At 69.6% G+C, this 26994-nt stretch carries 28 protein-coding genes; 14 read left to right on the forward strand and 14 right to left on the reverse strand.

The window, feature by feature from the left end:
- Nucleotides 1–99 precede the first annotated feature (99 nt).
- Both AC07PZ_RS07840 and AC07PZ_RS07845 read left to right on the forward strand, forming a co-directional pair.
- On the forward strand, nt 100–1347 hold the full coding sequence (locus AC07PZ_RS07840) for a THUMP domain-containing class I SAM-dependent RNA methyltransferase (protein WP_495294484.1): 1248 nt from the start codon (nt 100–102) through the stop codon (nt 1345–1347).
- Nucleotides 1348–1369: 22 nt separating this feature from the next.
- Entirely contained in the window at nt 1370–1771 is a 402-nt protein-coding gene (locus AC07PZ_RS07845; RefSeq protein WP_495294485.1) for a PIN domain-containing protein, read from the forward strand.
- A gap of 4 nt (nt 1772–1775) precedes the next feature.
- Here the strand turns inward: AC07PZ_RS07845 and AC07PZ_RS07850 are convergent, their stop codons facing one another.
- Complete coding sequence (locus AC07PZ_RS07850; RefSeq protein ID WP_495294486.1) at nt 1776–2678, reverse strand: BUD32 family EKC/KEOPS complex subunit; 903 nt, start codon at nt 2676–2678, stop codon at nt 1776–1778.
- Nucleotides 2675–4297 carry an FMN-binding glutamate synthase family protein gene (locus AC07PZ_RS07855; RefSeq protein WP_495294487.1) on the reverse strand — a complete coding sequence of 541 codons (1623 nt, stop codon included), beginning with the start codon at nt 4295–4297 and terminating at the stop codon, nt 2675–2677. Before AC07PZ_RS07855 ends, AC07PZ_RS07850 begins: the two co-directional genes overlap by 4 nt.
- Nucleotides 4298–4407: 110 nt before the next feature.
- On the opposite strand from AC07PZ_RS07855, the gene AC07PZ_RS07860 reads away from it, so the two are divergent.
- Nucleotides 4408–5223, forward strand: coding sequence for a UPF0149 family protein (locus tag AC07PZ_RS07860; protein WP_495294488.1), 816 nt, complete (start codon nt 4408–4410; stop codon nt 5221–5223).
- Between the two features lie 9 nt (nt 5224–5232).
- Here the strand turns inward: AC07PZ_RS07860 and AC07PZ_RS07865 are convergent, their stop codons facing one another.
- On the reverse strand, nt 5233–6567 hold the full coding sequence (locus AC07PZ_RS07865) for a hypothetical protein (RefSeq protein ID WP_495294489.1): 1335 nt from the start codon (nt 6565–6567) through the stop codon (nt 5233–5235).
- A gap of 318 nt (nt 6568–6885) precedes the next feature.
- On the opposite strand from AC07PZ_RS07865, the gene AC07PZ_RS07870 reads away from it, so the two are divergent.
- The 9 genes from AC07PZ_RS07870 (at nt 6886) to xylB (ending at nt 16682) form a co-directional block, all read left to right on the forward strand.
- Nucleotides 6886–8193, forward strand: coding sequence for an ABC transporter substrate-binding protein (locus tag AC07PZ_RS07870; protein ID WP_495294490.1), 1308 nt, complete (start codon nt 6886–6888; stop codon nt 8191–8193).
- Nucleotides 8194–8317: 124 nt separating this feature from the next.
- Entirely contained in the window at nt 8318–9175 is an 858-nt protein-coding gene (locus AC07PZ_RS07875; RefSeq protein ID WP_495294491.1) for a carbohydrate ABC transporter permease, read from the forward strand.
- A gap of 10 nt (nt 9176–9185) precedes the next feature.
- Nucleotides 9186–10007 carry a carbohydrate ABC transporter permease gene (locus AC07PZ_RS07880; RefSeq protein WP_495294492.1) on the forward strand — a complete coding sequence of 274 codons (822 nt, stop codon included), beginning with the start codon at nt 9186–9188 and terminating at the stop codon, nt 10005–10007.
- Between the two features lie 17 nt (nt 10008–10024).
- Entirely contained in the window at nt 10025–11062 is a 1038-nt protein-coding gene (locus tag AC07PZ_RS07885) for an ABC transporter ATP-binding protein (RefSeq protein ID WP_495294493.1), read from the forward strand.
- Nucleotides 11063–11144: 82 nt separating this feature from the next.
- A complete protein-coding gene (dalD, locus tag AC07PZ_RS07890; protein ID WP_495294564.1) occupies nt 11145–12539 on the forward strand; it encodes a D-arabinitol 4-dehydrogenase in 1395 nt (464 codons plus the stop codon).
- Between the two features lie 25 nt (nt 12540–12564).
- On the forward strand, nt 12565–13524 hold the full coding sequence (locus tag AC07PZ_RS07895) for a carbohydrate kinase family protein (RefSeq protein ID WP_495294494.1): 960 nt from the start codon (nt 12565–12567) through the stop codon (nt 13522–13524).
- Between the two features lie 7 nt (nt 13525–13531).
- Complete coding sequence (locus tag AC07PZ_RS07900; RefSeq protein ID WP_495294495.1) at nt 13532–14239, forward strand: transaldolase family protein; 708 nt, start codon at nt 13532–13534, stop codon at nt 14237–14239.
- Between the two features lie 12 nt (nt 14240–14251).
- Nucleotides 14252–15193: an AraC family transcriptional regulator gene (locus tag AC07PZ_RS07905; RefSeq protein ID WP_495294496.1), complete on the forward strand. Its 942-nt coding sequence runs from the start codon at nt 14252–14254 to the stop codon at nt 15191–15193.
- A 22-nt stretch (nt 15194–15215) separates the two neighbouring features.
- Nucleotides 15216–16682, forward strand: a complete 1467-nt coding sequence (gene xylB / locus AC07PZ_RS07910) for a xylulokinase (RefSeq protein WP_495294497.1) — start codon at nt 15216–15218, stop codon at nt 16680–16682.
- Here the strand turns inward: xylB and AC07PZ_RS07915 are convergent.
- The 10 genes from AC07PZ_RS07915 to AC07PZ_RS07960 all read right to left on the reverse strand — a co-directional run bounded on the left by AC07PZ_RS07915 (nt 16672) and on the right by AC07PZ_RS07960 (nt 24885).
- Nucleotides 16672–16980, reverse strand: a complete 309-nt coding sequence (locus AC07PZ_RS07915) for a GNAT family N-acetyltransferase (protein ID WP_495294498.1) — start codon at nt 16978–16980, stop codon at nt 16672–16674. The two genes, xylB and AC07PZ_RS07915, sit on opposite strands and share 11 nt — an antisense overlap.
- 23 nt (nt 16981–17003) lie before the next feature.
- Nucleotides 17004–17492: a nuclear transport factor 2 family protein gene (locus tag AC07PZ_RS07920; RefSeq protein ID WP_495294499.1), complete on the reverse strand. Its 489-nt coding sequence runs from the start codon at nt 17490–17492 to the stop codon at nt 17004–17006.
- 10 nt (nt 17493–17502) lie between these two features.
- Nucleotides 17503–18009, reverse strand: a complete 507-nt coding sequence (locus AC07PZ_RS07925; protein WP_495294500.1) for a CinA family protein — start codon at nt 18007–18009, stop codon at nt 17503–17505.
- 4 nt (nt 18010–18013) lie between these two features.
- Nucleotides 18014–18517 (reverse strand): phosphatidylglycerophosphatase A family protein, encoded by a 504-nt coding sequence (locus tag AC07PZ_RS07930; RefSeq protein ID WP_495294565.1) that lies wholly within the window; start codon nt 18515–18517, stop codon nt 18014–18016.
- 97 nt (nt 18518–18614) lie between these two features.
- Nucleotides 18615–19628, reverse strand: coding sequence for a thiamine-phosphate kinase (gene thiL, locus AC07PZ_RS07935; RefSeq protein WP_495294501.1), 1014 nt, complete (start codon nt 19626–19628; stop codon nt 18615–18617).
- Between the two features lie 62 nt (nt 19629–19690).
- Nucleotides 19691–20887 (reverse strand): YbdK family carboxylate-amine ligase, encoded by a 1197-nt coding sequence (locus AC07PZ_RS07940; RefSeq protein WP_495294502.1) that lies wholly within the window; start codon nt 20885–20887, stop codon nt 19691–19693.
- Complete coding sequence (locus AC07PZ_RS07945) at nt 20884–22155, reverse strand: cation:proton antiporter (protein WP_495294503.1); 1272 nt, start codon at nt 22153–22155, stop codon at nt 20884–20886. Before AC07PZ_RS07945 ends, AC07PZ_RS07940 begins: the two co-directional genes overlap by 4 nt.
- A 16-nt stretch (nt 22156–22171) precedes the next feature.
- Nucleotides 22172–24136, reverse strand: a complete 1965-nt coding sequence (tlpB, locus tag AC07PZ_RS07950; protein WP_495294504.1) for a transporter-like protein TlpB — start codon at nt 24134–24136, stop codon at nt 22172–22174.
- A 14-nt stretch (nt 24137–24150) separates the two neighbouring features.
- Entirely contained in the window at nt 24151–24546 is a 396-nt protein-coding gene (apaG, locus tag AC07PZ_RS07955) for a Co2+/Mg2+ efflux facilitator ApaG/CorD (protein WP_495294505.1), read from the reverse strand.
- 57 nt (nt 24547–24603) lie between these two features.
- On the reverse strand, nt 24604–24885 hold the full coding sequence (locus AC07PZ_RS07960) for a hypothetical protein (protein ID WP_495294506.1): 282 nt from the start codon (nt 24883–24885) through the stop codon (nt 24604–24606).
- A gap of 86 nt (nt 24886–24971) precedes the next feature.
- Here AC07PZ_RS07960 and rpe point away from each other — a divergent pair, with 86 nt between their 5' ends.
- Nucleotides 24972–25655, forward strand: coding sequence for a ribulose-phosphate 3-epimerase (gene rpe, locus AC07PZ_RS07965; RefSeq protein ID WP_495294507.1), 684 nt, complete (start codon nt 24972–24974; stop codon nt 25653–25655).
- Here rpe and AC07PZ_RS07970 read toward each other — a convergent pair.
- Complete coding sequence (locus tag AC07PZ_RS07970) at nt 25645–25923, reverse strand: hypothetical protein (protein ID WP_495294508.1); 279 nt, start codon at nt 25921–25923, stop codon at nt 25645–25647. The genes rpe and AC07PZ_RS07970 overlap by 11 nt on opposite strands.
- Before the next feature lie 86 nt (nt 25924–26009).
- Here AC07PZ_RS07970 and AC07PZ_RS07975 point away from each other — a divergent pair, with 86 nt between their 5' ends.
- On the forward strand, nt 26010–26984 hold the full coding sequence (locus AC07PZ_RS07975) for a M14 family metallopeptidase (protein WP_495294509.1): 975 nt from the start codon (nt 26010–26012) through the stop codon (nt 26982–26984).
- The last annotated feature ends 10 nt before the right edge of the window (nt 26985–26994 follow it).

The raw sequence follows: 26994 nt of genomic DNA on the forward strand, positions 1-26994 counted from the left end.
ACGCACTATAAGGCGCAGCCATGACGCCCGCGCCGGGTGGCGTGCGTGCGGTTGTCATGCGGTGACAATCGGGCAGCGCCGTTTTCAGCGCACGACCCTATGAACCAACTCCATCTTTTCCTGCCCTGCGCCGCCGGCGTGGAGGACTTTCTCGCCCAGGAGGTGCATGGCTTGACCGGCCTCGCCGGCGACGACCTGATGGCGTCGCGCGGGGGCGTCTACGTGCGCGGCTCGTGGCGCGACGCGATGAAGCTCAATCTCCACAGCCGCCTGGCGCAGCGCGTGCTGGTCGAGCTGGCGCACGCGAACTACCGCAGCGAGAACGACCTGTATGCCATCGCGAGCGGTGTGGCCTGGGAGATCTGGTTCACGCCGAAGCAGACCTTCAAGATCGAGACCACCGCGCAGCACAGCCCGTTGCAGAGCCTGAACTTCGCGACGCTGCGCATCAAGGACGCCATTGCCGACCGCTTTCGCGCCAAGGCCGGCGGCGTCCGGCCGAGCATCGAGACCCAGTGGCCCGATTGCCGCGTCTTCGCGCACCTGACCACCGACACCTGCACGCTGTACATCGACACCTCCGGCGAGCCGCTCTTCAAGCGCGGCTGGCGACAGGACAAGGGTGACGCGCCACTGAAGGAAACGCTGGCCGCCGCCATGCTGGCTGCCAGCGGCTGGTGGAACCCGGAAACCGGCGAAGTCGCGGACCAGCCGCTGTACGACCCCTGCTGCGGCAGCGGCACGATCGCCATCGAGGCCGCGCAGATCGCGTCGCATATTCCTGCGGGCTCGCTGCGGCGCTTCGGCTTCGAGAAACTGCTGCCGTTCCAGCCGCACGTGTGGTCGGCGCTGCAGAACGAAGCCGTGCCTGAAACCTCCGAGGCCTCCGAGGCTTCAGCGCCGCGCATCTTCGGCTCCGACGTGTCGCACCGGATGGTCGACTTCGCCGAGCGCAATGCCGAGCGCGCGGGCGTCGCTGCGCAGATCGAGTTCCGCGGCGGCGACGCGTTGCAGCGCATGCCGCCGGCCGAGTCCGGTGTCATCGTGCTCAATCCGCCTTACGGCGAGCGCATCGAGGTCGGTGGCGTGGCCGGTACCGCGCGCTTCGGCGCCCGTGAGTCCGCCCAGAGCGAAAGCGGAGACGGCGGCGAGTTCTTCCCGCAGCTCGCGAGCCACTGGAAGAAGAACTACGCCGGCTGGACCGCCTGGGTGCTGACGCCCGACCTCAAGCTGCCCAAGCAGATGCGGCTGAAGGAATCGCGCCGCGTGCCGATGTGGAACGGGCCGATCGAATGCCGGCTGTTCCGTTTCGACATGGTGGCGGGCTCGGCGCGCGAGAAGGTGTGAACGGCCTGCGCAGCCGCCCGACATGATCGTCATCGACACCAACATCGCGCTCGACCTGCTCGTGTTCGACGACCCCTGCTGGGCGCCGCTGCGCGCGGCCCTGGCGGCGGGCGAGCTGCGCTGGATCGCGACCGGGCCGATGCGCGACGAACTCGCGCGCGTGCTTGGCTATCCGCTGATCGCGAAACGCCTGCAGAAGAGTGTGCGCGAGCCATCGGCCGTGCTGGCGGCCTTCGATGCGCAGGTTCTGTCGATCGACGCGCAACCGGCCCGCGCGCCCTTCGTCTGCAAGGACCCGGACGACCAGATCTTCATCGACCTCGCGGTGGCGCACCGTGCACGGCTGCTGAGCAAGGACCACGCGGTGCTGGCAATGCGCAAGCGGCTCGCCACGCTGGGCGTGGCGGTGTCGCCGACGTACTAGGCGCTCAGTCCGCGCGTGCGCCGTACCAGCGCGCGAGCAGCAGCCCGGCGGCCCGCACGCGCTGCGTATCGCGGCCCCAGCGGCGGCCGGCGGGCAGATGGCGCAGCCAGCGCATGCGGCGCGCCGCCAGCGCGAGACGTTCGCGCACCGGCGCGTCGGCAGCCTCGAGCACGGCATGCCAATGGGCGCCCGCCGCGTGCGGCGCCGCGCCGTACACCAGCAGCGCCGTGGAATGCAGGTAGCTGAGCCAGTCGCGCGTCTGGCACTCGGCCAGGCTCAGCGTTGCGCCGGGATCGTCCTCGAAGTCGATGTAGCCGATCACGCCGTCCGGGCAGTGCATCAGGTTGCGCACGAAGGCCTGGCTCAGGTAGAGGCCGTGCGCATGCACGGCGGCGATGGCCGCCAGCCCGTCTCGCCATGCCGCCATCAGTGCCGCCGGGCCGGTGACGGCCGCCTGCTCCAGCCGTTCGAGCAGGACGACGGCAGGGCGGCCGTTCTGGCCGAGGTCGGAGATCAGCAGGCCGTCCGTCTGCTGCGCCAGCACGGCGGGCACGCGCAGTCCGGCGGCCCCGAGCTCGCGCAGCCGCTGCGCCTCGATCGCGATGGCCGCGTCGCCGCCGGGGTTGGGCACCGGCTTGAGCATGTCGAGTTGCAGGGCCGCCGCCAACAGGGCGAGCACGTGGTAGCCGAGCTTGCCGTGCCGCGGGCCGGCCTTCTTCAGCCAGACGCGCTCGCCGCCGAAGCGATGGCTTTCCACGGCGCCGGCCTGCTGCGGCAGCATCGCCGCGAGGAATCCGGCGTAGTCGCCCGGCTCGACCGCCGTGACGGCACCGTGGCGTGGGTTCTTGCCTGCCGGCGACCGGAGGCCGCCGCCGCTGCTGCTGCTGAATCGTCGCAAAGGGTTCATGCCGCCAGTGCCGCTCCCCGCGTCAACGGTTGAAAGCTGTCCGCGCTCGCCAGCGGCCAGTAATTGCGGAACACCGTGTGCTGGTCGTCCAGCGGACCGAGCAGTGCGCCGGGCGCGACCTGCATCACCAGATTGCTCAGCAGCCGCACCTCGGTGTCGGAAATGCGCCGCACGATGTGGTGCGCGGTGATCTGCTGCGGATGCGCGAGCCCCGCGGCCTGCACCAGCTCCTGCAGCGCGTGCAGCGTGCTGCGGTGGAAGTTGCGCACGCGGTCGGCCTTGGTCGGCACCACCAGCGCCTGCTGGCGAAGCGGGTCCTGCGTGGCCACGCCGGTCGGGCAGTTGCCGGTGTGGCAGCTCTGCGCCTGGATGCAGCCCAGCGCCATCATGAAGCCGCGCCCGGCGTTGCACCAGTCGGCGCCGAGCGCCATCATCCGCGCCAGGTCGAAGGCGGTGATCACCTTGCCCGCGCAGCCGAGCTTGATGCGGTCGCGCAGGCCGACGCCGACCAGCGTGTTGTGCACCAGCAGCAGGCCTTCCTGCAGCGGTGCGCCGACGTGGTCGCTGAACTCCACCGGCGCCGCGCCGGTACCGCCCTCGGCGCCGTCGACCACGATGAAGTCGGGCGTGATGCCGGTCGACTGCATCGCCTTGACGATCGCGAACCATTCCCACGGATGCCCGAGGCAGAACTTGAAGCCGACCGGCTTGCCGCCCGACAGCACGCGCAGCCGGGCGACGAATTCCATCATCGCGACCGGCGTGCCGAAGGCGCTGTGCGACGACGGCGAAATGCAGTCCACCCCGATCGGCACGCCGCGCGCCGCCGCGATCTCACCCGTGACCTTCGGCGCCGGCAGCACGCCGCCGTGGCCGGGCTTGGCGCCCTGGCTGAGCTTGATCTCGATCATCCGCACCTGCGGGTCGCGCGCGTTCTCGACGAAGCGCTCTTCGCTGAAGGTGCCGTCGTCGTTGCGGCAGCCGAAGTAGCCGGAGCCGATTTCCCAGATCAGGTCGCCACCGTGCACGCGGTGGTGCTGCGAGATCGAGCCTTCGCCGGTGTCGTGCGCGAAGCCGCCCATCTTCGCGCCCTGGTTCAGCGCCAGGATGGCGTTGGCCGACAGTGCGCCGAAGCTCATCGCCGAGATGTTGAAGACGCTCGCGTCATAGGGCTGGGTGCAGGTCGTGCCCGCGGGCGAGGCCGGGTTGGGCGCGCCGCCGATCACGATGCGGAAGTCGTGGTCGACCAGCTTCGTCGGCTGCATCGAGTGGTTGATCCACTCGTAGCCGGCGGCGCTCACGTCCAGCTGCGTGCCGAAGGGCCGGTTGTCGGGCTCGCCCTTGGCGCGCTGGTAGACCAGCGAGCGTTGCGCGCGCGAGAAGGGCGCGGCTTCGCTGTCGCTCTCGATGAAGTACTGGCGCATCTCCGGCCGGATGAATTCCAGCAGGAAGCGCAGATGGCCGATGACGGGGTAGTTGCGCAGGATGGCGTGCGGCGCCTGCTGCAGGTCGTGCGCGCCGACCGCGCTGAGCACGGCGAAGACGGCGAAGCCGATCCAGGCCAGCCAGGCCTGCGGGACGGCGACGACGGCGCCGATGCAGATGGCGAGGCCCGCCACGCACAGGGCGAGTGCGATGTAGCGGACCGGAAATCGGGGAATCGTGGACGTGGTTATGTTCTCTCTCCGGGAGCCTGCTGCATCATAGAGGGCTGACTCCTAGACGTACGATGACCCACCCCGACGATCCGACCGGCACTCCGGCACCCACACCTTCCACCACTTCGGCACCCGCCAGCGCGGACGCTGCGCCGATGGGCCCCGAGGACTTCGACCTGCTCGATGCCGAACTCGACGCCATGCGCGAGCAGGACGAGGAGATTCCCCAGTGGGAATTCTGCGAAGGCTTCATGGCTGCGCTGATCTGCTCGCGCCGCCCGATCCCGCCCGCCGAGTATTGGCCGATGGTGCTCGGCGACAGCTTCGTGCCCGCGCAACGCATGGAATTCGTCTGGCACTGGAAGCGCCGCTGGCACGAGATCGAGCAGGCGCTGGACGCCGATGTCCGCACGCTCGACGACGACCGCAGCTACCAGCCGGAGGTGCTCGATACCCGCGGCGCCATCGCTTCGCTGCCCGAGGAAGAGCGCGCCGAAGTGGCCGGCGAGGCGATCCCGTCGTTCGCCCAGGTCTGGGCGCTCGGCTTCATGTATGCGGTGGAAAACTGGCCCGAGGACTGGGCACCGCCGCGCGACAAGGAAGCCGCGCAGATGCTGGACGACGCGCTGACCGCGATCGTCGCGCTGACCGAGGACGACACCGGCAAGCCGGAAGTCTCGATGTTCAGCGAGGACGGCCCGCCGAGCCTGAGCCAGAAGCGGCTCGACGATTTCGGCGAGGCGATCTGGGCGGTCTACGACCTGCGCCAGCTCTGGAAGAGCATGGGCCCGCGGGTCGAGACCGTCCGGAAGGAAGCGACGCCGGGGCGCAACGACCCTTGCCCCTGCGGCAGCGGCAAGAAGTTCAAGAAGTGCCACGGCGCCTGAGCGCTCGCGTTATTCGAAGGCGCTGAGCAGCACGTAGCCGCCGGTGGTGAGGTTCGCCGCACCGACCGCTGCGAACACCTTGCTGTTGCGCACACCGAAGTAGGTATTGCCCAGGAGATCGATCTGGCGCAGGCCGGACGGTGATGACGGCCCGTTCAGAGTGACAGTGCTCGTCGCCGAGCCGGTCGTGCCGTCCGAACGAAGGATGGTGCGCACGTAGTCGTTCTGCGTCATCAAGATCTTGCCCCAGTTCGGGGTTGTGGACGCGCCATAGGCGGTTGCGGCATTCCAGTCCGGTGCGTCGGCCACGCCGATGCGCCACACGGCCATGTCGGGCAGCGTCGCGCTCTTGCCTGCGGACAGGTACATGCGTTCACCGCCCACGTCGGCAATCACCATTCGGCCGCCGTCGGCCGGATTGATGGTGTTGACGATGTTCCAGACGCCGGCTTCTTCCGATGCCGTCACCGTATAGGGTTGGAGGTAGCCGGTGCAGTTGGGCACGCTGTAGATGATCTGCGAGCTGCACATCAGGAGCTGGGTGCCTCCTGCGAGCACTTGCAGCTGGAGGATGTTCGAACTGGATGCGGCGGCGCGGTAGTGCTGAATGCCGACCCGGTTGTACACACCCGCCAGATCGGCCTGCTGCGTCACCAGCTTGCGCACGGCGATGAACGGCCGGATCGAATACGTGCCGGCCACGAATGCGTCGTCGAACGGGAAGGCACCGATCACCGCATCGGTCGCGATGCGGAAGCGTGCGATGTTGGCCACCGTGGACACGCGGCTCGACTTGAAGGCGAAGGTGCCCGGCTCGTCGGCGACGGCGCTGAACTCGTCGGACAGCGTCGTGCCGTCGCCAGCGACCATGTCGTAGGCACGGATGTCGAAGTCCATGCGCAGCTTGAGCTGCGTGCCCGATGTCGCATACACGCGGTACTCGCCGTTGCGCGCGTCGCCGGCGGCGACCTTCAGGACGATGTCCTTGGTCAGCGAGGCATTGGCGGTCGCCTTGGCGCTCGCGGTGTACGTGAAGCTCTGCGGCTTGGCATTCACGATGCGTGCCGTCCACTTGGTCGGCGTCGTCGTCGCGTTGCGCAGCGTCACGGCGGCGTCGCTGCCGCTGCCGGTCCAATCCGCCGCCTGGCTCGGCACGATCTCGACCGCATCGCCCGGCTTGACCGCGTACTGGCCGTCCGTGCCCGCCGTTGCCGCGCTGCCGTTCACCGACACCGTCGCGGTCAATGGAGGTGGTGCGCTTTCTCCTCCGCCACCACCACCCCCACATGCTGCAAGGCCCGCGCACAACGCGACACCGGCCATCACCCTCATCCAGATACTCATCTTTTTGCCTTGTAAAGTTTTGACGTCTGCCTTCCGGTTAGCTGACTGAAAGCGGACTTTTCAATCGTAACTAAAGTTTCAAGTTGTTAACTAAACTGAAGTTGAGTGGACAGATCCGCCCCGACGGCCTTAGGCAAGCGAAGTTCGACCGCTCATTCAGGCGTGCTTTTGCATCCTGAATCCCATCAACTAGGGATTTCACTAGGCATTTGGTGCAAGAAAGTACCAGTGAGGGCAAATGCAGTACCAAAACTGCATCCATGAATCTCCAGAATTCCGCCCACGGCGACCGCCTGGCGCCGACAACAGGAGACACACATGAAGCGCTTCGCCCAAGCCGGCCTGATCGCCGCGCTCGCCGCCACCGGGTTCGCCCACGCCGCCACCGAACTGGTCATTGCGACCGTCAACAACGGCCACATGATCGAGATGCAGAAGCTCACGCCGGTCTTCGAGAAGGCGTACCCGGACATCAAGCTCAAATGGGTCACGCTGGAGGAAGGCACGCTGCGCCAGCGCGTGACCACCGACATCGCGACCAAGGGCGGCCAGTTCGACGTGATGACCATCGGCCTGTACGAAGCGCCGATCTGGTCGAAGAAGGGCTGGCTCACGCCGATCGCCACCGATGCCGCCTATGACGCCGACGACCTGCTGCCCGCGATCCGCGCTGGCCTGTCGTACGAGGGCAAGCTCTACGCCTCGCCGTTCTACGGCGAGAGCTCGATGCTGATGTACCGCAAGGACCTGGCCGACAAGGTCGGCTTCAAGATGCCCGAGCAGCCGACCTGGGTGCAGGTGAAGGAACTGGCCGGCAAGATCCATGACCCGAAGGCCGGCGTCTACGGCATGTGCCTGCGCGGCAAGCCGGGCTGGGGCGACAACATGGCGCTGCTGACCACGATGGTCAACACCAACGGCGGCCAGTGGTTCGACATGCAGTGGAAGCCGCAGATCGACACCAAGCCCTGGAAGGACGCGATCGGCTTCTACGTCGACCTGATGAAGGCCTACGGCCCGCCGGGTGCCTCGGCCAACAGCTTCAACGAGAACCTCGCGTTGTTCAACGAAGGCAAGTGCGGCATGTGGGTCGACGCGACCATCGCGGCGTCCTTCATCAGCGACCCGAAGCAGTCGAAGGTGGCCGACAAGGTGGCTTTCGCGCAGGCGCCGGTCGCGGTCACGCCGAAGGGCGCGAACTGGCTCTGGACCTGGAACCTCGCGATCCCCGCGAGCTCGACCAAGGCCGCCGCTGCGCAGACCTTCGTGAAGTGGGCGACCTCCAAGGAGTACATCCAGCTGGTCGCCAAGGAGCAGGGCTGGGGCGCGGTGCCGACCGGCACGCGCAAGTCGACCTATGCGAACCCCGAGTTCCAGAAGGCGGCCAAGTTTGCCGAAGCCGAGAAGAAGGCGATCGACAGCACCAACCTGAGCGACAGCACCCTGCCCAAGTCGCCGTACGTCGGCGTGCAGTACGCGGCGATCCCCGAGTTCCAGGCGATCGGCGTGGCGGTCGGCCAGCAGATGAGCGCGGCGCTGTCGGGCAAGGTCACGGTCGACCAGGCGCTGAAGACGTCGCAGACGACGGCGGAGCGTGAGATGAAGAAGGCCGGGTATTACAAGTAAACCCCCAGGCTTCGCGCACTGCGTGTCGCTTCGCCAACCCCCTTGCAGGGGGCACGGCCAGCGGACCGGCAAAGCCGGTTCCGCGGCCGTCCTGGAATTCTCCGGCAACGCTCAGGGATAGAACATGAAACGCCTCCTGCCCCGCGCACTCATGGCTCCGGCCGTGGCCACGCTCTTCCTCTGGATGATCGTGCCGCTGCTTATGACGTTGTACTTCTCCTTCGTGAGCTACAACCTCATGCAGCCCGGCGAGCATCCGTTCGCCGGGCTCGAGAATTTCGGTTACTTCGTAACCGACCCGGATTTCTGGCCGGCCGTGTCCAACACGCTGCTGCTGATCGGCAGCGTGATCGGCATCACGGTGGTCTTCGGCGTGCTGCTCGCGTTGCTGGTGAACGAGCCGTTCCCGGGGCGCGGCATCGTGCGCGTGCTGCTGATCTCGCCCTTCTTCGTCATGCCCGCCGTCAACGCGCTGCTGTGGAAGCACATGATGATGAATCCGATCTACGGCGTGCTGGCCGACCTCTGGCGCTTCTTCGGCGCGACGCCGATCGATTGGCTCACCGACGTGCCGCTGCTGTCGGTGATCATCATGGTGGCCTGGCAATGGCTGCCCTTCGCCTGCCTGATCTTCATCACCTCGCTGCAGTCGCTCGACCGCGAGCAGATGGAGGCCGCGCGCATGGACGGCGCGAGCGCCTTCCAGCGCTTCTTCTATCTGACCATTCCGCACCTCGGCCGTCCGATGGCCGTGGTGATCATGATCGAGATGATCTTCCTGCTCAGCGTGTTCGCCGAGATCGCGATCACGACCAACGGCGGGCCGGGCAACGAGAGCACCAACCTGACGTACATGATCTTCAAGCAGTCGCTGATGAACTTCGACGTCGGCGTGGCTTCTGCAGGTGCGCTGTTCGCGGTGGTGCTGGCGAACATCGTGGCGGCCTTCCTCATCCGCATCGTCGGAAAAAATCTCGACTAGGGGCCACGCCATGCAACCCAATTTCCTGCTTCAGAGCCTGCGCGCGGTGGCGGCATGGGCGGTCGCGCTGCTGCTGTTCTTCCCGCTGGGCTGGCTGTTCCTCACGGCCTTCAAGACCGAGCTGCAGGCGATCCACGTGCCGCCGCTGTTCATCTTCGAGCCCACGCTCGACAACTTCAGCGAGGTGCAGCGGCGCAGCGACTACCTGCTGTACGCGCGCAACTCGCTCATCACCAGCCTGGGTTCGACGGTGCTCGGCCTGCTGATCGCGGCGCCTGCGGCGTATTCGATGGCCTTCTTCCGCACGAAGCGCACGCGCGACATCCTGATGTGGATGCTTTCCACCAAGATGATGCCGGCGGTCGGCGCGCTGGTGCCGATCTACGTGCTGGCGCAGAACGCCGGCCTGCTCGACTCGCTGAGCGCGCTGACCATCGTGTTCACGCTGTCGAACCTGCCGATCATGGTGTGGATGCTCTACAGCAGCTACAAGGACATTCCCAACGAAATCCTCGAGGCCGCGCGCATGGACGGCGCCAGCCTCTGGACCGAGTTCCGCCACGTCGTGCTGCCGCTGTCGGTCGGCGGGCTCGCGTCCTGCGGCCTGCTGTGCCTGGTGCTCAGCTGGAACGAGGCCTTCTGGGCGCTCAACCTGGTGTCGGCCAAGGCCGGCACGCTGGCCACGCTGATCTCGCAGTACTCCAGCCCCGAAGGCCTGTTCTGGGCCAAGCTCTCGGCCGCCTCGCTGATGGCGATCGCGCCGATCGTCGTGTTCGGCTGGTTCAGCCAGAAACAACTCGTCCAGGGCCTGACCTTCGGCGCCGTGAAATGACCACAAGGGAGACATCCATGGCCTACCTGCAACTCGACGGCATCACCAAGAGCTTCGGCGATGCGCACATCATCAAGGGCATCGACCTGGCGATCCACCAGGGCGAGTTCATCGTCTTCGTCGGGCCTTCGGGCTGCGGCAAGTCGACGCTGCTGCGGCTGATCGCGGGGCTGGAGCCGACCACCGCCGGCCGGCTCACGCTCGACGGCCGCGACATCACCGACACGCCATCGGGCAAGCGCGACCTCGCGATGGTGTTCCAGAGCTACGCGCTCTATCCGCACATGAGCGTGTACGACAACATGTCCTTCGCGCTCAAGCTGGCCGGCGTCGCCAAGGACGAGATCCGGCGCAAGGTCGAGCATGCGGCGCAGACGCTGAACCTCACGGCCTACCTGTCGCGCACGCCCAAGGAGCTGTCGGGCGGCCAGCGCCAGCGCGTGGCGATCGGCCGCGCGATCGTGCGTGCGCCCAAGGTCTTCCTGTTCGACGAGCCGCTGTCCAACCTCGACGCCGCGTTGCGCGGCAACACCCGCGTCGAGATCCACAAGCTGCATCGCGCGCTGGGCGCGACCACCATCTACGTCACGCACGACCAGGTCGAGGCGATGACGCTGGCCGACCGCGTGGTCGTGTTCCGCGAAGGCCGCATCGAGCAGGTCGGCACGCCGCTCGAGCTGTACGACCGGCCGGCCAACCAGTTCGTCGCGCAGTTCATCGGCATGCCGTCGATGAACATGGTCGCGGCCGCGGCGATCCCGAGCTTCTCGGCGCAGACCGGCGGCCTGCTGCCCGGCGACGGCTTTCTCGGCGTGCGGCCCGAAGGCCTGCGCGTGCATCCGGGCCACGGTGCCGGCGTGCCGGGCCGCGTCGAGCTGATCGAGGCGCTCGGTGCCGACACGCTGATCCACGTCGACGTGTCCGGCACGCCGCTGATCGCACGCCAGAACGCGCGCACCGCACTGCAGGCCGGCGACGCCGTCGGCGTGGAGCTCGACCCGTCGGTGCTGCACCTGTTCAACCGCGAAGGCCGCGCCGTGGGCGCAGCGGCCTGAGCGTTCCCTTCACTTCCCATCCGCTCGGAGATTCGACGTGACTTCCACCGCAACGCCCGTTGCCGATCCTGGCGCCTTCGTGGTGCTGCACCTGGGCCTCGGCTCCTTCCACCGCGCGCACCAGGCGGTCTACCTGCAGGCGCTGCACGACGCCGGCGACCTGCGCTGGACGCTGGCCGGCGCCAACATCCGCCCCGACATGGCCGACGTGATGGCCGCGCTGCAGGCGCAGGGCGGCCGCTACACGCTCGAGACCGTGTCGCCCGCGGCCGAGTACCGCTACCAGCGCATCGACGCGATCCGCGACGTGCTGTCGTACGAGCCGACGCTGGCCGCGGTGATCGCGCGCGGCGCCGATCCGGCCACGCGCATCCTGTCCTTCACCGTGACCGAGGCCGGCTACTACCTCGATGCGCACCACCGGCTCGACCTGTCCTTCGCCGACCTCGCCGCCGACATCGCGCGCGCGCGCCGCGGCGAGGCCGGCCAGACGATCTACGGCGCGGTCTGCGCGATCCTGCGCGCGCGCCAGGCCGCCGGCGCCGGCCCGATCACGCTGCTCAATTGCGACAACCTGCGCCACAACGGCGAGCGTTTTCGCGGCGGGCTGCTGGAGTTCATGGAACGCATCGACGACCTCGCACTGCGCGACTGGACGCTCGCGAACACGACCAGCCCGAACGCGATGGTCGACCGCATCACGCCGCGTCCGCCGCCCGAGCTGCGTGCGCGCGTGCTGCAGGCCACCGGCTGGGACGACGCCGTGCCCGTGACCGGCGAGAGCTTCATCCAGTGGGTGATCGAAGACGACTTCGTCGCTGGCCGGCCCGACTGGGCGCGCGTCGGCGTCGAACTGGTCGACTCGGTCGTGCCTTACGAAGAGGCCAAGATCCGGCTGCTCAACGCGACCCACAGCTGCATCGCCTGGGCCGGCACGCTGGTCGGGCTGCAGTTCATCCACGAAGGCACGCACACGCCGGCGATCCGCCGGATGGCCTACGACTACGTGACCGACGACGTGATCCCGTGCCTCGACCACAGCGGCACCTCGGGCGCGCCGAGCCCGGTCGACCTGCCGGCCTACCGCGACGTGGTGCTCGACCGCTTCGGCAATCCGGCGATCCGCGACACCAACCAGCGCGTGGCGGCCGACGGCTTCTCGAAGATCCCGGGCTTCATCGCGCCGACCGTGCGCGAACGGCTGGCGCGCGGCGAGCCGATCGACAGCGTCGCGATGCTGCCCGCGCTGTTCCTGGCTTTCCTGCAGCGCTGGCATGCGGGCGCGCTGCCTTACACCTACCAGGACCAGGGCATGGACGAAGGGCTGGCGCACGCGATCTGCGCGGCGGCCGACCCGGTGGCCGCCTTCTGCGCCGACACCGGCCTGTGGGGGCCGCTCGCGGGCGACGCACGGCTGGTCGATGCGCTGCGCCGTGCGAGTGCGCGCGTGGCAAGCTTCGTCGCCAGCGCGGCCTGAGCCGCGCAACGGAAGGACACGCCCCATGCGCATCGCACTCGCAGGCGAAGCCCTGATCGACTTCACCGCCACCCGGGGCCTGAGCTTCGACGGCCACGAAGGCGGCGCGCTGACCAACTGCGCGGTCGCCGTGGCCCGGCTCGGCCAGCCGACCGGCTTCATCACGCAGCTGTCGACCGACCTGTTCGGCGAGCGGCTGCTGGCCTGGATGCAGCGCAACGGCATCGACACCCGCTTCGTGCTGCGCAGCGATGCGCCGTCGACGCTGGCCTTCGTCGAGCGCACGCCGCAGACCAACCGCTACGCCTTCTACATGCACGGCACGGCCGACACGCAGTGGGCGCCGGCCGAGCTGCCCGTGCTGCCCGACGACTGCCGCTACCTGCACTTTGGTTCGATCTCGCTGCTGCACGAACCGGCGGCCAGCCGCATCGTCGATCTGGTGCGTTCGCAACGCGGCCGGCGGCTCGTGGTGTTCGACCCGAACGTCCGGCTCAGCCTGATTCCCGATGTCGACGCCTACCGCGCGCGGCTGCCCGGCTGGATCGGTCTGTGCGACGTGCTGAAGTTCAGCGACGAGGACGCCGCCACGCTGGCCCCAGGTGCGTCGCTGGCCGAGGCCGCCGCGCGCTTCCTGCCGATGGGGCCGCGTGCCGTCGTGGTCACGCGCGGCGCGCACGGCGCCACGCTGTACCGCAGCGGCCATCCGCCGATCGACGTGCAGCCGCCGGCCGTGCGCGTGGTCGACACCATCGGCGCTGGCGACACCTTCGCGGCCGGCCTGTCGGTCGGGCTGCTGGAGCAGGGCGTCGAGACGCTGGCGCAGCTCGATGCGCTGCCCGATGCCGGCTGGCGCGCCGTGCTGGCGCTCGCCGCGACCGCTGCCGCGCTCAACTGCACGCGCGAGGGCGCCGACCCGCCGCGCCGTGCCGAGGTGCAGTCGGTGCTCGATGCGACCGTGGCTTCGGCTGCGGCCGCGCCATGATGGCGACATGAACGCAGCGACGCCCTTCCATCTCTATCTCGACAGCGCCGATCTCGCGGCGCTGCAGGCCTGCCTGCCGCATCCGGTGGTGCACGGCGTGACCACCAACCCGACGCTGATGCGGCGTGCCGGCGTCACGCGCGATGCGTTGCCCGGCCTGTTGCACGCGGCGCTGCGCCTCGGCGCGCGGCAGGTCCAGGCGCAGGTGCAGTCGGCCGATGTCGACGGCATGCTGGCCGATGCGCAGGCGCTGCTCGCCGAATTCGACACCGGGCAACTGGTCGTGAAGATCCCCGCCACCCGCGAAGGCCTGCGCGCCACGGCCGAACTGGCCGCGCGCGGCGTGCCCATCACCTGCACCGCCGTCTACGAGCCCGAGCAGGCGCACTTCGCGGCGCAGCTCGGCGCCGCCTATGCCGCGCCCTACCTGGGCCGCATGGACGACGCCGGCATCGACGGCCTCGCGCGCATCGCGCAGATGCAATCGCTGGTCGGCGGCAGCGGCATGCGGCTGCTGGTCGCGAGCGTGCGTTCGCGTGCGGCGTACCTGGCGCTGCTGCGGATCGGCGTCGGCGCCATCACGATTCCGCCGACCCTGCTGGCCGAGCTGCTCGACCACCCCGCCACGCAGGAAGCCGAGCGCGGCTTCCTCGCGGATGCGCAAGCGCATGCGGAGGCTGCGCGGGCTCCGGCGCAGCCTGCCACCGCGCACTGAACGGAGTCCCGCATGGCCACCGCCGCCCGCGCCCGCCAGACACCGCGCCAGCGCCAGCCCGAACTGGAACGCGACTACGCCCGTTCCCCCGCGCTCGGCTACGAGGCCGCCGAAGAAGCCGGTTGGGTGCGCTGCCTGGCACACGGCTACCCGAGCCCGCTCGCGCGCTGGCATTGCCACGACGAGTACGAGCTGCACCTGATCACCGGCACTTCGGGCAAGGCCTTCGTCGGCGACTGGATCGGTCCGTTCCAGCCCGGCCATCTCGTGCTGTGCGGGCCGCGGCTGCCGCACAACTGGATCTCGCTCGACACGCCCGAGGGCGGCGTGGACACGCGCGACCTCGTGATCCAGTTCCGGCACGACCCGGTCGAGCGCGCCGCGGAAGAGATCCCCGAGCTCGCGCAGGTGCTGCAGCTGCTGGAGCGCGCGCGCCACGGCATCGAGTTCTTCGGCCTGTCCGAGCGCGCGCAGGCGCACTGGACGCGCGTCAAGGCGACCCGCGGGTTGCGGCGCATCGCGGCCTTCTGCGACTACCTGGCCGACCTCGCCGAATGCACCGACTACCGGCTGCTGTCGAGCGTGCAGATGCGCGGCGCCGAGGACGACCCGGAAGCCGACCGCATCAACGTCATCGTCAACCGCATCACCGACAACGTGGCCGAGCCGATCGCGCTGGCCGACGTCGCCGCCGAACTCGGCATGAGCGAGAGCCGCTTCAGCCGCTACTTCCGGCGCTCCACCGGCAACAGCTTCACCGATTTCGTGAACCGCGTGCGCATCAACAACGCCTGCCACCTGCTGATGCAGACCGACCACCTCGTGACCGACATCTGCTATCAGGTCGGCTTCAACAACGTCGCCAACTTCAACCGTCGCTTCCTGGAGATCAAGGGCATGACGCCCAGCGAATTCCGGCGGCAGACCGACTCCCGCTTTGGCGGAGCCCATTGAACGCACCTCACCCTTCCAACGCATGTACCTCGGACTCGACCTCGGCACCTCCGAACTGAAAGGCCTGCTGCTCGACGGCGAGCACCGCATCGTCGGCGTGGCGCGCGTGCCGCTCACGGTGAGCCGGCCGCAGCCGCTGTGGTCGGAGCAATCGCCGGCGCAGTGGTGGGATGCGCTGGAAGCGCTGATGCAGCAGCTGCGCGCTGCGCATCCGGCGGCGCTCGCGGCGGTGCGCGCGATCGGCCTGTCGGGCCAGATGCACGGCGCCGTGCTGCTCGACGCGCAGGGTGCGGTGCTGCGCCCGGCGATCCTCTGGAACGATGGCCGCAGCGCCGCGGAATGCGCCGCGCTCACCGCTGCCGTGCCGCGCCTCGCCGAGATCGCGGGCAACCTCGCGATGCCTGGCTTCACTGCGCCCAAGCTGCTCTGGGTGCGCGCGCACGAGCCCGCGCTGTTCGCGCAGGTGCGCCGCGTGCTGCTGCCGAAGGACTGGCTGCGCTTCATGCTCAGCGGCGACGCGGTCAGCGAGATGTCCGACGCGGCCGGCACGCTGTGGCTCGACGTGGGCGCGCGCGACTGGTCGGACGAGTTGCTGGCCGCGACCGGGCTCACGCGCGATCACATGCCGCGTCTGGTCGAGGGCAGCGAGGTGTCGGCCACGCTCCAGCCCGAACTGGCACGGCGCTGGGGGCTGGGCGCCGACGTGCGGATCGCCGGCGGCGCGGGCGACAACGCGGCCAGCGCGGTCGGCATGGGCCTGGTCGAGGCCGGCCAGGGCTTTGTTTCGCTCGGCACCTCGGGTGTGATCTTCGTCTGCGGCGCGGCCTTCGCGCCGAACCCCGCGCAGGCCGTCCATGCCTTCTGCCATGCGTTGCCGGGCCGCTGGCACCAGATGTCGGTGATGCTGTCGGCCGCCAGCGCGGTGAGCTGGGCCGCGCGCAGCTTCGGCTTCGCGGACGAGCCCGCGCTGCTGGCCGCAGCCGCCACGCTGTCGGCCGAGGCCCGCGCCGCGGCACCGCTGTTCCTGCCCTACCTGTCGGGCGAGCGCTCGCCGCACAACGACGCCAACGCGACCGGCGCGCTGTTCGGGCTCACGCAGGCGCACGGGCCGGCCGACATCGCCTATGCGGTGGTCGAGGGCGTGAGCTTCGGCCTGCGTGACGGGCTCGACACGCTGACGCCGCCGCAGGGCGATCTCGCGCTGGTCGGCGGCGGTGCGCGCAGCGCGTGGTGGGCGCAATTGCTGGCCGATGTGCTGGAGGTGCCGCTGGCGCTGGGCGAGGGCGGCGAGGCCGGCGGCGCGCTCGGCGCGGCGCGGCTGGCCTGGCTGTCGGACGGCGGCGCGGTGGCCGAGGTCTGCACCCGGCCGCCGGTGCGTGCGCGCTTCGTGCCCGATGCGTCGCAGGCGCCTGCGCACCGCGCGCGGCGCGGGCGCTTCCGGGCGCTCTACCGCGCGCTGCGGGCTGCCGAAGGCGTGCTCAGATCTTGAAGGCGCGCTGCACGTCCGCCCGCACCAGGTCGGCGTAGTCGCGGTGCTTGCGGATGTAGCCCGCAATGAACTGGCAGACCGGGATCACGTGCTGGCCCGCGCTGCGCGCCGCGTCGAGCACGTGCCGCGCGATGGCCGAGCCCACGCCCTGGCCCTCGAAGGCTTCGAGCACTTCGGTGTGGGTGAACATGATCGCGTCGGTCAGCAGGTTGTATTCGCAGTAGCCCGCGAGCTCGCCGCCGATCGTGGCCTCGTAGCGGTGCTTCTCGGTGTTCTGGGTGATCGTGATGTCGGCCATGGCGTGTGTCGTCGGTTGGAGATTCAGGGTTTGCGGGCAAGGTAGGCGGCGAGGTTGCGTGCGCCGGTGCTGCGCACCTGGCGGCGCAGGCTGGGCGACCAGCCCAGCAGCAGGCCGGGCACGCCCAGCGCCTGGCGGGCCCAGGTCCAGAAGCCGAAGCTGTCGCGGTGCGTCTGGATCAGGCCGCCCGGTGTGAAGGTGAAGCGCGCGTCGATCGCGTTGTCGACCAGGCGGCCGGTGGCGCTGAAGCGATAGTGCGCGTCCCAGTGCGCCTGGCCCTGGGCCGCGTCGGCCTGCACGTCGCGGTACGTCAGCTTCCAGACGTCGGCGCCCTTGGCCTGGGTGGCGGTGCAGAGCATGGTCCACATGCCGCCGATCTCGCGCGCGCCGCGCAGCGAGAAGACCTCGTCGTCGAACTTCGCGTCGGGCGCATAGCAGGCGGCCATCGTGGCGGCATCGAGCTTGGCGAAGGCATCGTAGAAGCGGCGGATCGTCTGTTCGTTGGAGTTCATGGCGCAACTTTCAGGGTTGGAGAAGAAGGACGAGCGTGTTCAGCGCGTGCTGCACGGTGGCGGCTCGCACGGCCGCACGGTCGCCGTCGAAGCGGCGGCGCTCGGTGCGCAGCTGCCCGTCGACCGACCAGCCGAACCAGACGGTGCCGACCGGCTTCTCGGCCGATCCGCCGGTCGGCCCCGCGACGCCGGTCACGGCGACCGACACCTGCGCGCGCGAATGCGCCACGGCGCCCGCGGCCATCGCGCGCGCGACCGGTTCGCTCACCGCGCCATGCGCCGCGATCAGCGCCGCGTCGACGCCGATCAGCTCGGTCTTGGCCTCGTTGGAATAGGTGACGAAGCCGCGCTCGAACCAGGCGCTGGAGCCGGCGAGGTCGGTGCAGGCGCCGGCGATCAGGCCGCCGGTGCAGCTCTCGGCGGTGGCCATCATCCAGTGCTTCCGCTGCAGCAGCGCCGCCAGTTGCAGCGTCAGCGAGGGCACGTCGATGTCGATGGAAGGCAGTGCGTCGTTCATGTGTTCACCATGCGCGCCAGAGCGCGATCACCAGCAGCGTACAGAAGGCGGCGACCAGGTCGTCGAAGATGATGCCGAAGCCGGCGGCCGCCCAGCGCATCTGGCCGGGCACCGCGTCGCGCTGCTTGAACAGGCCATCGGCCCAGGCCACCGGGCCGGGCTTGACGGCGTCGAAGAAGCGGAACAGCGCAAAGGCGATCGTCTGGCCCAGCAGACCGGCCGGCGTGACCAGCCACAGGATGATCCAGAAGGCCACGACCTCGTCCCACACGATGGCGCCGGGGTCGGCCACGTTCATGTGGCGCGCGGTCACTGTGCAGGCCCACCAGCCGACCGGCAGCGACGCCAGGATGATCCAGCCGATCGTCGTCGGCGTGAACCACAGCTGCAGCACCAGGAAGGCGACCCAGGCCCAGAGCGTGCCGACCGTACCGGGCGCGACGCGCGGCAGGCCCGAGCCGAAACCCAGCGCAATGACGTGCGCGGGATGGGAGAGCATGAAGCGCATCGTCGGGCGCAGCACGGCGGGAAGGGGAACGGAAGTGGGCGTGGTCACGGAGGTTGCGGACGTTACGGACATCGGGGCGATCGGGCGGTGGAAGCGATCAGGCGAAATGGTCGAAGGATGCGAACTGCTGGCCGATCGGTGCGCCCGCCGCGTCGACGATGCGCAGGCCGGGCTCGGCCTCGATGCGGCCGATGCGCGTCACGGCGGTGCCGGCGTCGCGGCCGGCCTGCAGCACGGCTGCATGGGCGTCGGCCGGCGCGGTGAAGACCAGCTCGTAGTCGTCGCCGCCCGAGAGCGCGCAGGTGCGCAGCAGTGCGGGGTCGAAGCCGCCGGCGGGGCGATCGGCGTGATGGGTGTCGCTCGCGATGACGATCCGCCCGACCGCCGCATCGGCGTCGACCTGTGCGCCCACGCCGCTCGCGCGCAGGATGTGCGAGAGGTCGCCGAGCAGGCCGTCGCTCACGTCGACCGCCGAGGTGGCGATGCCGCGCAGCGCGAGCCCGAGCGCCACGCGCGGCGTCGGCCGTTCCATGCGCGTGCGCGCGACCTCGAACAGCGGCGCCGGCAGCGCCAGCGTGCCGCGGAACACCTCGAGCGCCATGCGCGCGTCGCCCAGCGTGCCGCTGACCCAGAGTTCGTCGCCGGCCCGCGCACCGGAGCGCAGCAGCGCGGCGCCGGCCGGCACTTCGCCGAACACGGTGATGCAGATGTTGAGCGGCCCGCGCGTGGTGTCGCCGCCGACCAGCTCGCAGCCGTGCGCGTCGGCCAGCGCGAACAGGCCGCGCGAGAAGCCGTCGAGCCAGCCCTCGTCGACCGCTGGCAGCGCCAGCGCGAGCGTGAAGGCCAGCGGCTTCGCGCCGCAGGCCGCGAGGTCGCTCAGGTTGACCGCGAGCGACTTGTGGCCGAGCCGAGCCGGTTCGACGGTCGACAGGAAGTGCCGGCCCTCGACCAGCATGTCGGACGACACGGCGAGCTGCATGCCCGGCGCCGGCGCGAGCAGCGCGCAGTCGTCGCCGATGCCGAGCGGCGACCGCTTGGCGGGGCGCTGGAAGTAGCGGCGGATCAGGTCGAATTCGCCGGTCGTCGAGCGGTCGCCGCCGGGCCGTCCCAAGGCGGACCGCGCCTCACCCTCGGGGGGTGGCGATGCACACGAAGTGGCAAGCCGGGGGGTTGTCATATTTCTCCACGGAAGCGCAGAGCAGCCTGCCGAACGACCTCTGCCAGAAGCTTTTCCTTGCCCTGCTTCTCGCGCAGCCAGCGCGCGTCGTTCTGGCCGGCCTCGACGTCGGTACGCAACTGCGCGATGGAACGTGTGGCATTCATCGCTTCGCTGTGCCATTCGAGCTGCGACATGGTCATCAGGATGTGATCGCGCAGCGGCATGTGCTGGCCGGTGGCCGGGTCGACATAGACCGCGTCGAGCCCGAAACGGCAGGCCTGGAAGCGGTTGTAGGTGTAGACCAGGTAGTCGTCCTCGGCCGGCATGAAGGGCTGCTCCTGCAGGAACCAGGCGGCCAGCGACTGCACGTAGCCGGCCAGCGCGGCCGCGCGCTCGACCGTGAGCGGCGTGTCGAACACGCGGATCTCGATCGTGCCGAACTCGGGCTTCGGCCGGATGTCCCAGTAGAAGTCCTTCATGCTGCGGACCACGCCGGTGCGCGTCATCTTCGCGAAGTACTCCTCGAACTCGCGCCACGAGAGCGTGAACGGCGCGCGCCCCGACAGCGGGAACGCGAACACCGAATTCAGCCGGGCCGAATCGAACTGCGTGTCCTGCCCCTGCACGTACGGCGACGACGCCGACAGCGCGATGAAGTGCGGGATGTAGCGCGACATGCGGTGCAGCATCAGCAGCGCCGCGTCGGCGTCCGGGCAGCCGATGTGCACGTGCTGGCCGAAGATGGTGAACTGCTTGCTCAGGTAGCCGTACAGCTCCGACAGCTCGCGAAAGCGCGGCTTGTCGTAGATGCGGCGCTCGTGCCATTGCTGGAACGCATGCGTGCCGCCGCCGACCACCGCGATGTTGAGCTTGTCGGCGTTGCGGATCAGCGCCTCGCGGATCGGGCTGAGCTGGTCGATCACGTCCTGCGCCGAATGGCAGATGTCGGTCGAGATCTCGATCATGCTCGAGGTCATCTCGGGCACCACGCTGCCCGGCAGCGGTGTCTCGGCCATCAGCCGCAGCATGTCCTCGGCATAGGGCGCGAGGTCGTAGTCGTGCGTGTTGACCAGCTGCAGCTCGAGCTCCACGCCGAGCGACAGCGCCTCCGAGTGGTTGAAGGGTTCGAGCGGGACCGTGCGGTCCTTCGACGGCGCCGCCGATGCCGGCTGGGCCCCGGCGCGCGGGTCGGGTTGGTTGCTGCCGCTCATCGCTGGGAGTCCTCGCTGCTGCTGCCGCCGAAGGCCTCGGGCAGCCAGGGCCTGGACGTCTCGCCCGCCGCGTGGATGGCGATGGTGGCGAGCACGGCGCCGAACAGTTCCATCGTGAGGATCGCCGGCAGCACGACCTGCGTGATCATGGCGCCGAGCAGCGGCGACGCCGTGACGAAGTTCGATGCGATCAGCAGCGCGATCGACGACAGCGGCGCCATCGCGCAGCCGACCCAGAAGGCCTGCCGCCAGCTCGCGCCGCTGCCCGGATTGGCGACCGCCACGCCGGCGATCTTGGCGACCGCCCGCACCGCGATCAGCGTGAACACCACGCTGGCCACCGGCAGGCTCCAGTCGGCGCCCGCGGCGACGACGGACACCAGCACGAACATCAGCATCGTCAGCAGCGAGGCCGCGGTGCCGAGCTGGCGCGGCCAGGCCCAGGGCTTGGGGTTGAGCTGCTTGAGCAGCACGCCGCCGATCAGCGCGGCCAGCGGCGCCGAGCCGCCGAAGTGCGCCGCCAGCGCGGCACCGGCCGCGATGATCGCGAGCAGCAGGATCGCGGTGTTCTCGCTGGTCGGGCTCATCACGCGCAGCGCCGAACGCAGCGCCAGCGCCATCAGGCCGCCCACCACGAAGGACATGCCGAGCACCACGCCGACCGGGTACAGCTTCTGCATGAAGGCCAGCGGCGCGCGCTCGATCAGGCCGGCCTGCGCATAGCCCAGCGTCAGCGCGTAGAAGGTGCTGAGCGTGGCCAGCGTCATGGCGCGCTCGGTGACGGGGCCGGACGCGCGCGTGTCCATGATCACGCGGCTCAGCACCGCCGGCGACGCGACCATCGCGATCAGCGCGATCGGATTGGCGACCGGATGCGGCACGTCCATCAGTTCCATGGCCCAGAGCACGCCGAAATAGGTGAAGCCGGCTTCCAAAAGGCTCTGCAGCAGCACGCGCGGGTTGTGGCGGAACCAGCGCAGCGGCAGCCGGCCGCCGGCCTCGAACAGCACGATCGCCACGCCGAGCTCGAGCAGGAACAGGCTGATGCCCTGCAGCGGCCAGACCGCGCCCTCGAAACCGGCGAAGCCCACGACCATGCCGACGATCGAATAGCCGACCACCTTGGGCATGCCCAGGTAGCGCTGCACCAGATGACCGGCCGCCGCGGCGACCGCCAGCAACAGCGACCAGAGCACGGTCGGCAGTCCGGCGGAAGGGCGGATCCAGTCGGCCCAGAAGCCGTAGAGATCGGGTGGGAGAAAAGACATCAGTTCGTGAGCCCGTTCATGCAGGTAGGAAAAAACTCAGCGCCCGGCTGCGCCAGCGCGCACGGATCGCCGTGCGGATGCGCTGGCGGTCGGTGCCGCTCACGCTGTGCGCGCGCAGCGCCAGCCGGAAGGCGCAATAGAAACTCACGCTCACGTTGAGCGCGCCGATGACGGGGATCGCCGCCAGCGCCCACCATAACGCAGCTTCGTGAACCACCGGCCAGCCGATCGCCGCGGCGGCCGCAGCCACCTGGCCGGCCGACAGCGTCACGTGGCGCACGTCCAGCCCGATGCCGAAGAAGGCCGCGAAGGCCGGCAGCAGCCCCAGCATCAGGCCGAGCGAGATGTTCGACGCGAAGCCCGAGATGTGGGTCCGCATGAAGTCGGCCCAGCGCCGCGCGCGTGCCCGGCCCAGCACCGCGGCGATGCGCGGGTTGTGGCGCATCGCCGAGTCGAGCCGGTGCAACACGAAGGCGTTCTCGGTCCAGCCCGCGACGATGCTGGCCGCGAACAGCAGCACGCCCGTGAACACGGCATACAGCGCGGTCGGCCCGGCCAGCGACAGCGAATGCAGCACCTCGGCCGCGTGTGCCGCGTCGAGCGCATGCCGGCCGAAGGCGAAGAAACCCGCCACGCTGAGCGCGATCACGGCCGGCACCACCACCAGCACATTGCCCAGCACCGCGGCGACCTGCGAGCGCACCAGGTGCGTCACCTCGTCGACGAAGGCGTCGACCGCGCCCGGCGTGCGCAGGTGGCGCAGCTTGGCGGCCATCGCCGGCGCGGTCATGGCCGGCTGCTTGGTCGCGAGCGTGAGGTGCAACAGCTGGATGGCGACGAAGCTGCCGGCATACATCAGCCCGGCCCAGAGCCCGCTCCAGAAGGCCGACAGGCCGATCGCGAAGATCGCGAACTTCATCAGCACGGTGATCGCGGTGAGCGCGCCGCCGCCGGCCGCCTTGCGCACCATCCGGCGGTAGGCGCCGCGGTCGCGCGTGATGTAGTGCTCGCCGGCCTCGGCGCTGCGCTCGGTCACCTTGGCCGCGAGCATCGACGAGTTCGACGTGATGAGCGCCCGGATGCTGTTGCGCTCGCGCCCGGCCGTGACCAGCCGGCCGACCAGCCGCGCCACGCTGGCGTCCGGCGTGGCGGACAGCAGGCAGTCGAGCAGTTCGCGCACGCGCAGCACGCGCTCGCGCAGCTGGCGCAGGCGAAACACGAGGCCGACCGAGATGCCGTGGTCTTCCAGGTGGGTGTAGACCGACGACGCGGCCTGCCGGCAGGCGTCGAGCCGGTCGCGAAAGACGATGAAGGCCCGCTGCAGCGCAAGCTCGTCGCACGGCACGCGCAGCACTTCGTCGCGCAGCCGGTCGAGGTCGGTCATCAGCGGATGGAAGGGGCGCGTCTCGCGCACCGGGTCGCTCATGCGCAGCCGCAGTTCGGTCGAGAAGCCCGCGGCCACGATCTGGCTGCAGCAGTAGGTGACCGCGTCCATCACGTTGTGGCGCCAGCGCGGCGTGCCGGCCACCGTGTCGTCGGCCAAGAGCGTGCCGATGCGCGCCAGCGTCGGGCCGTCGAGCAGGCCGATCCAGCGCGCGTCGAAATCGCCCGGCAGCACCATGCGAAAGAGCTGAGACGCGTCGGTGGTCTCCGGCGTGCCGGGCAGCAGCTTGCGGCGGACGCGGTCGCCGAATTCGCTCAGGAAGGCGGCGCCGGGCGCGAAGCCGTAGTCGGCCAGCAGCGTGGTGAGGTCGACCGTCTGCGTGAACGCGCTCCACCAGGCGCGCAACCTGTCACGCAGTTCGGGCCGGGCTTCGATCGCGTCGAGCAGCAGCAGCACGCGGCCGACGGCGGCCTGCGGCGCGGCACGGTCGCCGCGCAGCCAGTCGAACAGCTCGATCAGCCAGACATGGCGGTCGGCCACGTCCGCCGTCGGGTCCAGGCGGGCGAGCAGGCTCGACAGGTCGCGCGGTGCTGCCATGCGGTCACGGCGGTTCAGTGCAGGACGCGCGGCAGGGGCGTGCCGTCGCTTTCCGCTTCCAGGACGAACAGCGGCACGGGCACGTCGAAGCGCTCGCCCAGTTCGTCCACCACCAGGTAGCTGCCGTGCATGGTGCCGCTGGGCGCCTGCAGTCGGCAGCCGCTGGTGTAGCGGAAGGATTCGCCCGGCGCCAGCAGTGGCTGCTGCCCGATCACGCCCAGGCCCTTGACTTCCTGTGCATGGCCCGACGCATCGTTGATGAGCCAGTGCCGCGCGATCAGTTGCGCGGGAACCTTGCCCACGTTGGTCACCGTGATGGTGTAGGCGAAGGTGTAGATACCGTCCTCGGGCGAGGACTGGTCGGGTAGGTAGCGTGGCTCGACCTGCACGCTCATCGGGGAAGGGGACATCGGCGGAATGGTAACAAGGGGGCGGCCGGGCGCTCCCTCGATTCCCTCGATGGCGGCTCAGCCGGCGGTGCCGGTGCCGGCGCGCGCGGCGGCGACCCGGTCGTCGACCCAGCGCTGGAAGCGCCGCTCGGCGTCCAGCCGCAGGGCGTTGCGCGTGTGGTTGCACACCGCATGCGCCAGCCGGCGGTGCTTCTGCTTGCGAACGCTGCCCAGCGTCGCGTCGTTCAGGTGCTCGATGGTGGCGGACTCGGGCCGGTCGCGCGGTTCGGCGAAATCCATCGGCAGGCCGCACCAGTGGCAGTTCGGCCCGAAGGTGGCGCGCAGGTTCTGGATGCTCATCGGGAGTCGGGTCGTGGGTTGTCGGTACGCTGGGGATTTGTCCATTTTCGCGGCAGCGCAAAAACGGCCCTGCGACAATCGGGGGCATGAGCACGACCTTCCGCATCGCCCCATCGATCCTCTCCGCCGACTTCGCGCGCCTCGGCGACGAAGTCAAGGACGTGATCGCCGCCGGCGCCGACTGGATCCATTTCGACGTGATGGACAACCACTACGTCCCGAACCTGACCTTCGGCCCGATGATCTGCAAGGCACTGAAACCGCACGCCCTGACGCCCGACGGCCGTCCCGTGCCGATCGACGCCCACCTGATGGTCCAGCCGGTCGACGCGCTGGCCGCGGCCTTCGCCGAAGCCGGTGCCGACTTCATCAGCTTCCATCCGGACGCGTCGCCGCACGTGAACCGCAGCATCCAGGCGATCAAGGCCGCCGGCTGCAAGGCCGGCCTGGTGTTCAATCCCGGCCTCGGGCTCGACGCGCTCGACTGGGCGATCGACGACATCGACCTGATCCTGATCATGAGCGTGAACCCCGGCTTCGGCGGCCAGAGCTTCATCGATTCGGCGCTGCGCAAGATCGAGCAGGCGCGCAAGCGCATCGAACAGACCGGACGCGACATCCGGCTCGAGGTCGACGGCGGCATCAAGGTCGACAACATCGCCCGCGTGGCTTCGGCAGGCGCCGACACCTTCGTCGCCGGCAGCGCCATCTTCAACGCGCCCGACTATGCGGGCGTGATCTCGGCGATGCGCGCCGAACTCAGCGCTTGACCTTCTCGTTGTAGACGCGGTCCGTCACCGGGCCGCGGTCCGTGTCGACGGCGCCGCGTTCGACATCGTTGAACGCGTCCTTGCCGACCTTCGGCACGCTGCCGTCCTGGTTGCGCTGGTTGTCGGACGACTGGTCGCGTTCATGCGGCAGCCGGGGCGCCGAACTGCCGTCCTGCTGGACCTGGGTGTCGCCATCGTCGCCGTCGTTCTGCGGGGTGGTGCCTGCGTTCTTGCCGGGCTGGGGGGTGTGGCGTGTGTTTTCGGGCATGGTGATTTCCTCTCCGATTGCTTTTCGCGCGGCTCCGGGCGGACCCCGGTAGGACGGTCCGGCCGGCCGCTGTAGGATGGCCGGCGATGACTTCCTACCCCGACGACACGCTTCGCATCCATGCCTACGCGGCGCTCGAGCCGGGGCCTCGGCTGCTCGTGCTGGGGGGCGTGCACGGCAACGAGACCTGCGGCACCGCGGGCATCGAGCGCGCGGTCGCCGAACTCGACAGCGGCGCATTGCGCCTGCTGCGCGGCGAGCTCACCTTGCTGCCGGTGTGCAATCCGCTGGCCCGCCGCCTGCACCGCCGCGAAGGCGAGCGCAACCTGAACCGGCTGTTCCGACCGAGCGATCTCCCGGCCGACTACGAGGCGCGCATCACCAACCGGCTCTGCCCGCTGCTCGACCGCCACGAGGTGCTGCTCGACCTGCACTCGTTCCAGAGTGCCGGCGAAGCCTTCGCGATGATCGGGCCGCGCGACAACACCGGCGCGCTCGAACCCTTCGCGCGTGCCTTCGAGGAAGGCCAGCTCGCGCTGCACATCGGCACGCCGCGCGTGGTGGAGGGCTGGCTCGACATCTACGCGGCCGGCTTGGCGCAGCGTGCCGGCGGCCAGGCGCCGGACGACGCGGCCCTGGCCTTCGGATGGGGCACGAACGAATACATGCGCAGCCGCGGCGGCTACGGGGTCACGCTCGAATGCGGCCAGCACGACGATCCGAAGGCGCCCGACATCGCGCACGCCGCGATCCTCGCGGCGCTGCGCCTGCTCGGCATGGTCGAGACGCCGGCCCACGCGCCCGCGCCGCTCCGGCCGTCGCTGCTGCGGCTGGTCAGCGTGACCGACCGGCTGCACGCGGGCGACCAGTTCGTGCGCGAATGGGCGACCTTCGACCCGGTGGCGCAAGGCGAGCCGATCGGCATGCGAGACGACGGCAACATGCTGCGCGCCGACCGCGACGGATTCATCGTGTTCCCGAACTCCGAGGCGTTGCCCGGCACCGAGTGGTTCTATTTCGCGGTGGAAAGCGACCGCGACCTCGCACGGCCGGCCGGCTGAGGCCTGCGCC

It is taken from the genome of Variovorax sp. GW821-FHT10B04 (assembly GCF_059415645.1).

Coding starts and splice junctions, on each gene's coding strand:
- AC07PZ_RS07840 (WP_495294484.1), top strand. CDS start 100: ATGAACCAACTCCATCTTTTCCTGCCCTGCGCCGCCGGCGTGGAGGAC.
- AC07PZ_RS07845 (WP_495294485.1), top strand. CDS start 1,370: ATGATCGTCATCGACACCAACATCGCGCTCGACCTGCTCGTGTTCGAC.
- AC07PZ_RS07850 (WP_495294486.1), bottom strand. CDS start 2,678: ATGAACCCTTTGCGACGATTCAGCAGCAGCAGCGGCGGCGGCCTCCGG.
- AC07PZ_RS07860 (WP_495294488.1), top strand. CDS start 4,408: ATGACCCACCCCGACGATCCGACCGGCACTCCGGCACCCACACCTTCC.
- AC07PZ_RS07865 (WP_495294489.1), bottom strand. CDS start 6,567: ATGAGTATCTGGATGAGGGTGATGGCCGGTGTCGCGTTGTGCGCGGGC.
- AC07PZ_RS07870 (WP_495294490.1), top strand. CDS start 6,886: ATGAAGCGCTTCGCCCAAGCCGGCCTGATCGCCGCGCTCGCCGCCACC.
- AC07PZ_RS07875 (WP_495294491.1), top strand. CDS start 8,318: ATGAAACGCCTCCTGCCCCGCGCACTCATGGCTCCGGCCGTGGCCACG.
- AC07PZ_RS07880 (WP_495294492.1), top strand. CDS start 9,186: ATGCAACCCAATTTCCTGCTTCAGAGCCTGCGCGCGGTGGCGGCATGG.
- AC07PZ_RS07885 (WP_495294493.1), top strand. CDS start 10,025: ATGGCCTACCTGCAACTCGACGGCATCACCAAGAGCTTCGGCGATGCG.
- AC07PZ_RS07895 (WP_495294494.1), top strand. CDS start 12,565: ATGCGCATCGCACTCGCAGGCGAAGCCCTGATCGACTTCACCGCCACC.
- AC07PZ_RS07900 (WP_495294495.1), top strand. CDS start 13,532: ATGAACGCAGCGACGCCCTTCCATCTCTATCTCGACAGCGCCGATCTC.
- AC07PZ_RS07905 (WP_495294496.1), top strand. CDS start 14,252: ATGGCCACCGCCGCCCGCGCCCGCCAGACACCGCGCCAGCGCCAGCCC.
- xylB (WP_495294497.1), top strand. CDS start 15,216: ATGTACCTCGGACTCGACCTCGGCACCTCCGAACTGAAAGGCCTGCTG.
- AC07PZ_RS07915 (WP_495294498.1), bottom strand. CDS start 16,980: ATGGCCGACATCACGATCACCCAGAACACCGAGAAGCACCGCTACGAG.
- AC07PZ_RS07920 (WP_495294499.1), bottom strand. CDS start 17,492: ATGAACTCCAACGAACAGACGATCCGCCGCTTCTACGATGCCTTCGCC.
- AC07PZ_RS07925 (WP_495294500.1), bottom strand. CDS start 18,009: ATGAACGACGCACTGCCTTCCATCGACATCGACGTGCCCTCGCTGACG.
- AC07PZ_RS07930 (WP_495294565.1), bottom strand. CDS start 18,517: ATGCGCTTCATGCTCTCCCATCCCGCGCACGTCATTGCGCTGGGTTTC.
- AC07PZ_RS07940 (WP_495294502.1), bottom strand. CDS start 20,887: ATGAGCGGCAGCAACCAACCCGACCCGCGCGCCGGGGCCCAGCCGGCA.
- AC07PZ_RS07945 (WP_495294503.1), bottom strand. CDS start 22,155: ATGTCTTTTCTCCCACCCGATCTCTACGGCTTCTGGGCCGACTGGATC.
- tlpB (WP_495294504.1), bottom strand. CDS start 24,136: ATGGCAGCACCGCGCGACCTGTCGAGCCTGCTCGCCCGCCTGGACCCG.
- apaG (WP_495294505.1), bottom strand. CDS start 24,546: ATGTCCCCTTCCCCGATGAGCGTGCAGGTCGAGCCACGCTACCTACCC.
- AC07PZ_RS07960 (WP_495294506.1), bottom strand. CDS start 24,885: ATGAGCATCCAGAACCTGCGCGCCACCTTCGGGCCGAACTGCCACTGG.
- rpe (WP_495294507.1), top strand. CDS start 24,972: ATGAGCACGACCTTCCGCATCGCCCCATCGATCCTCTCCGCCGACTTC.
- AC07PZ_RS07970 (WP_495294508.1), bottom strand. CDS start 25,923: ATGCCCGAAAACACACGCCACACCCCCCAGCCCGGCAAGAACGCAGGC.
- AC07PZ_RS07975 (WP_495294509.1), top strand. CDS start 26,010: ATGACTTCCTACCCCGACGACACGCTTCGCATCCATGCCTACGCGGCG.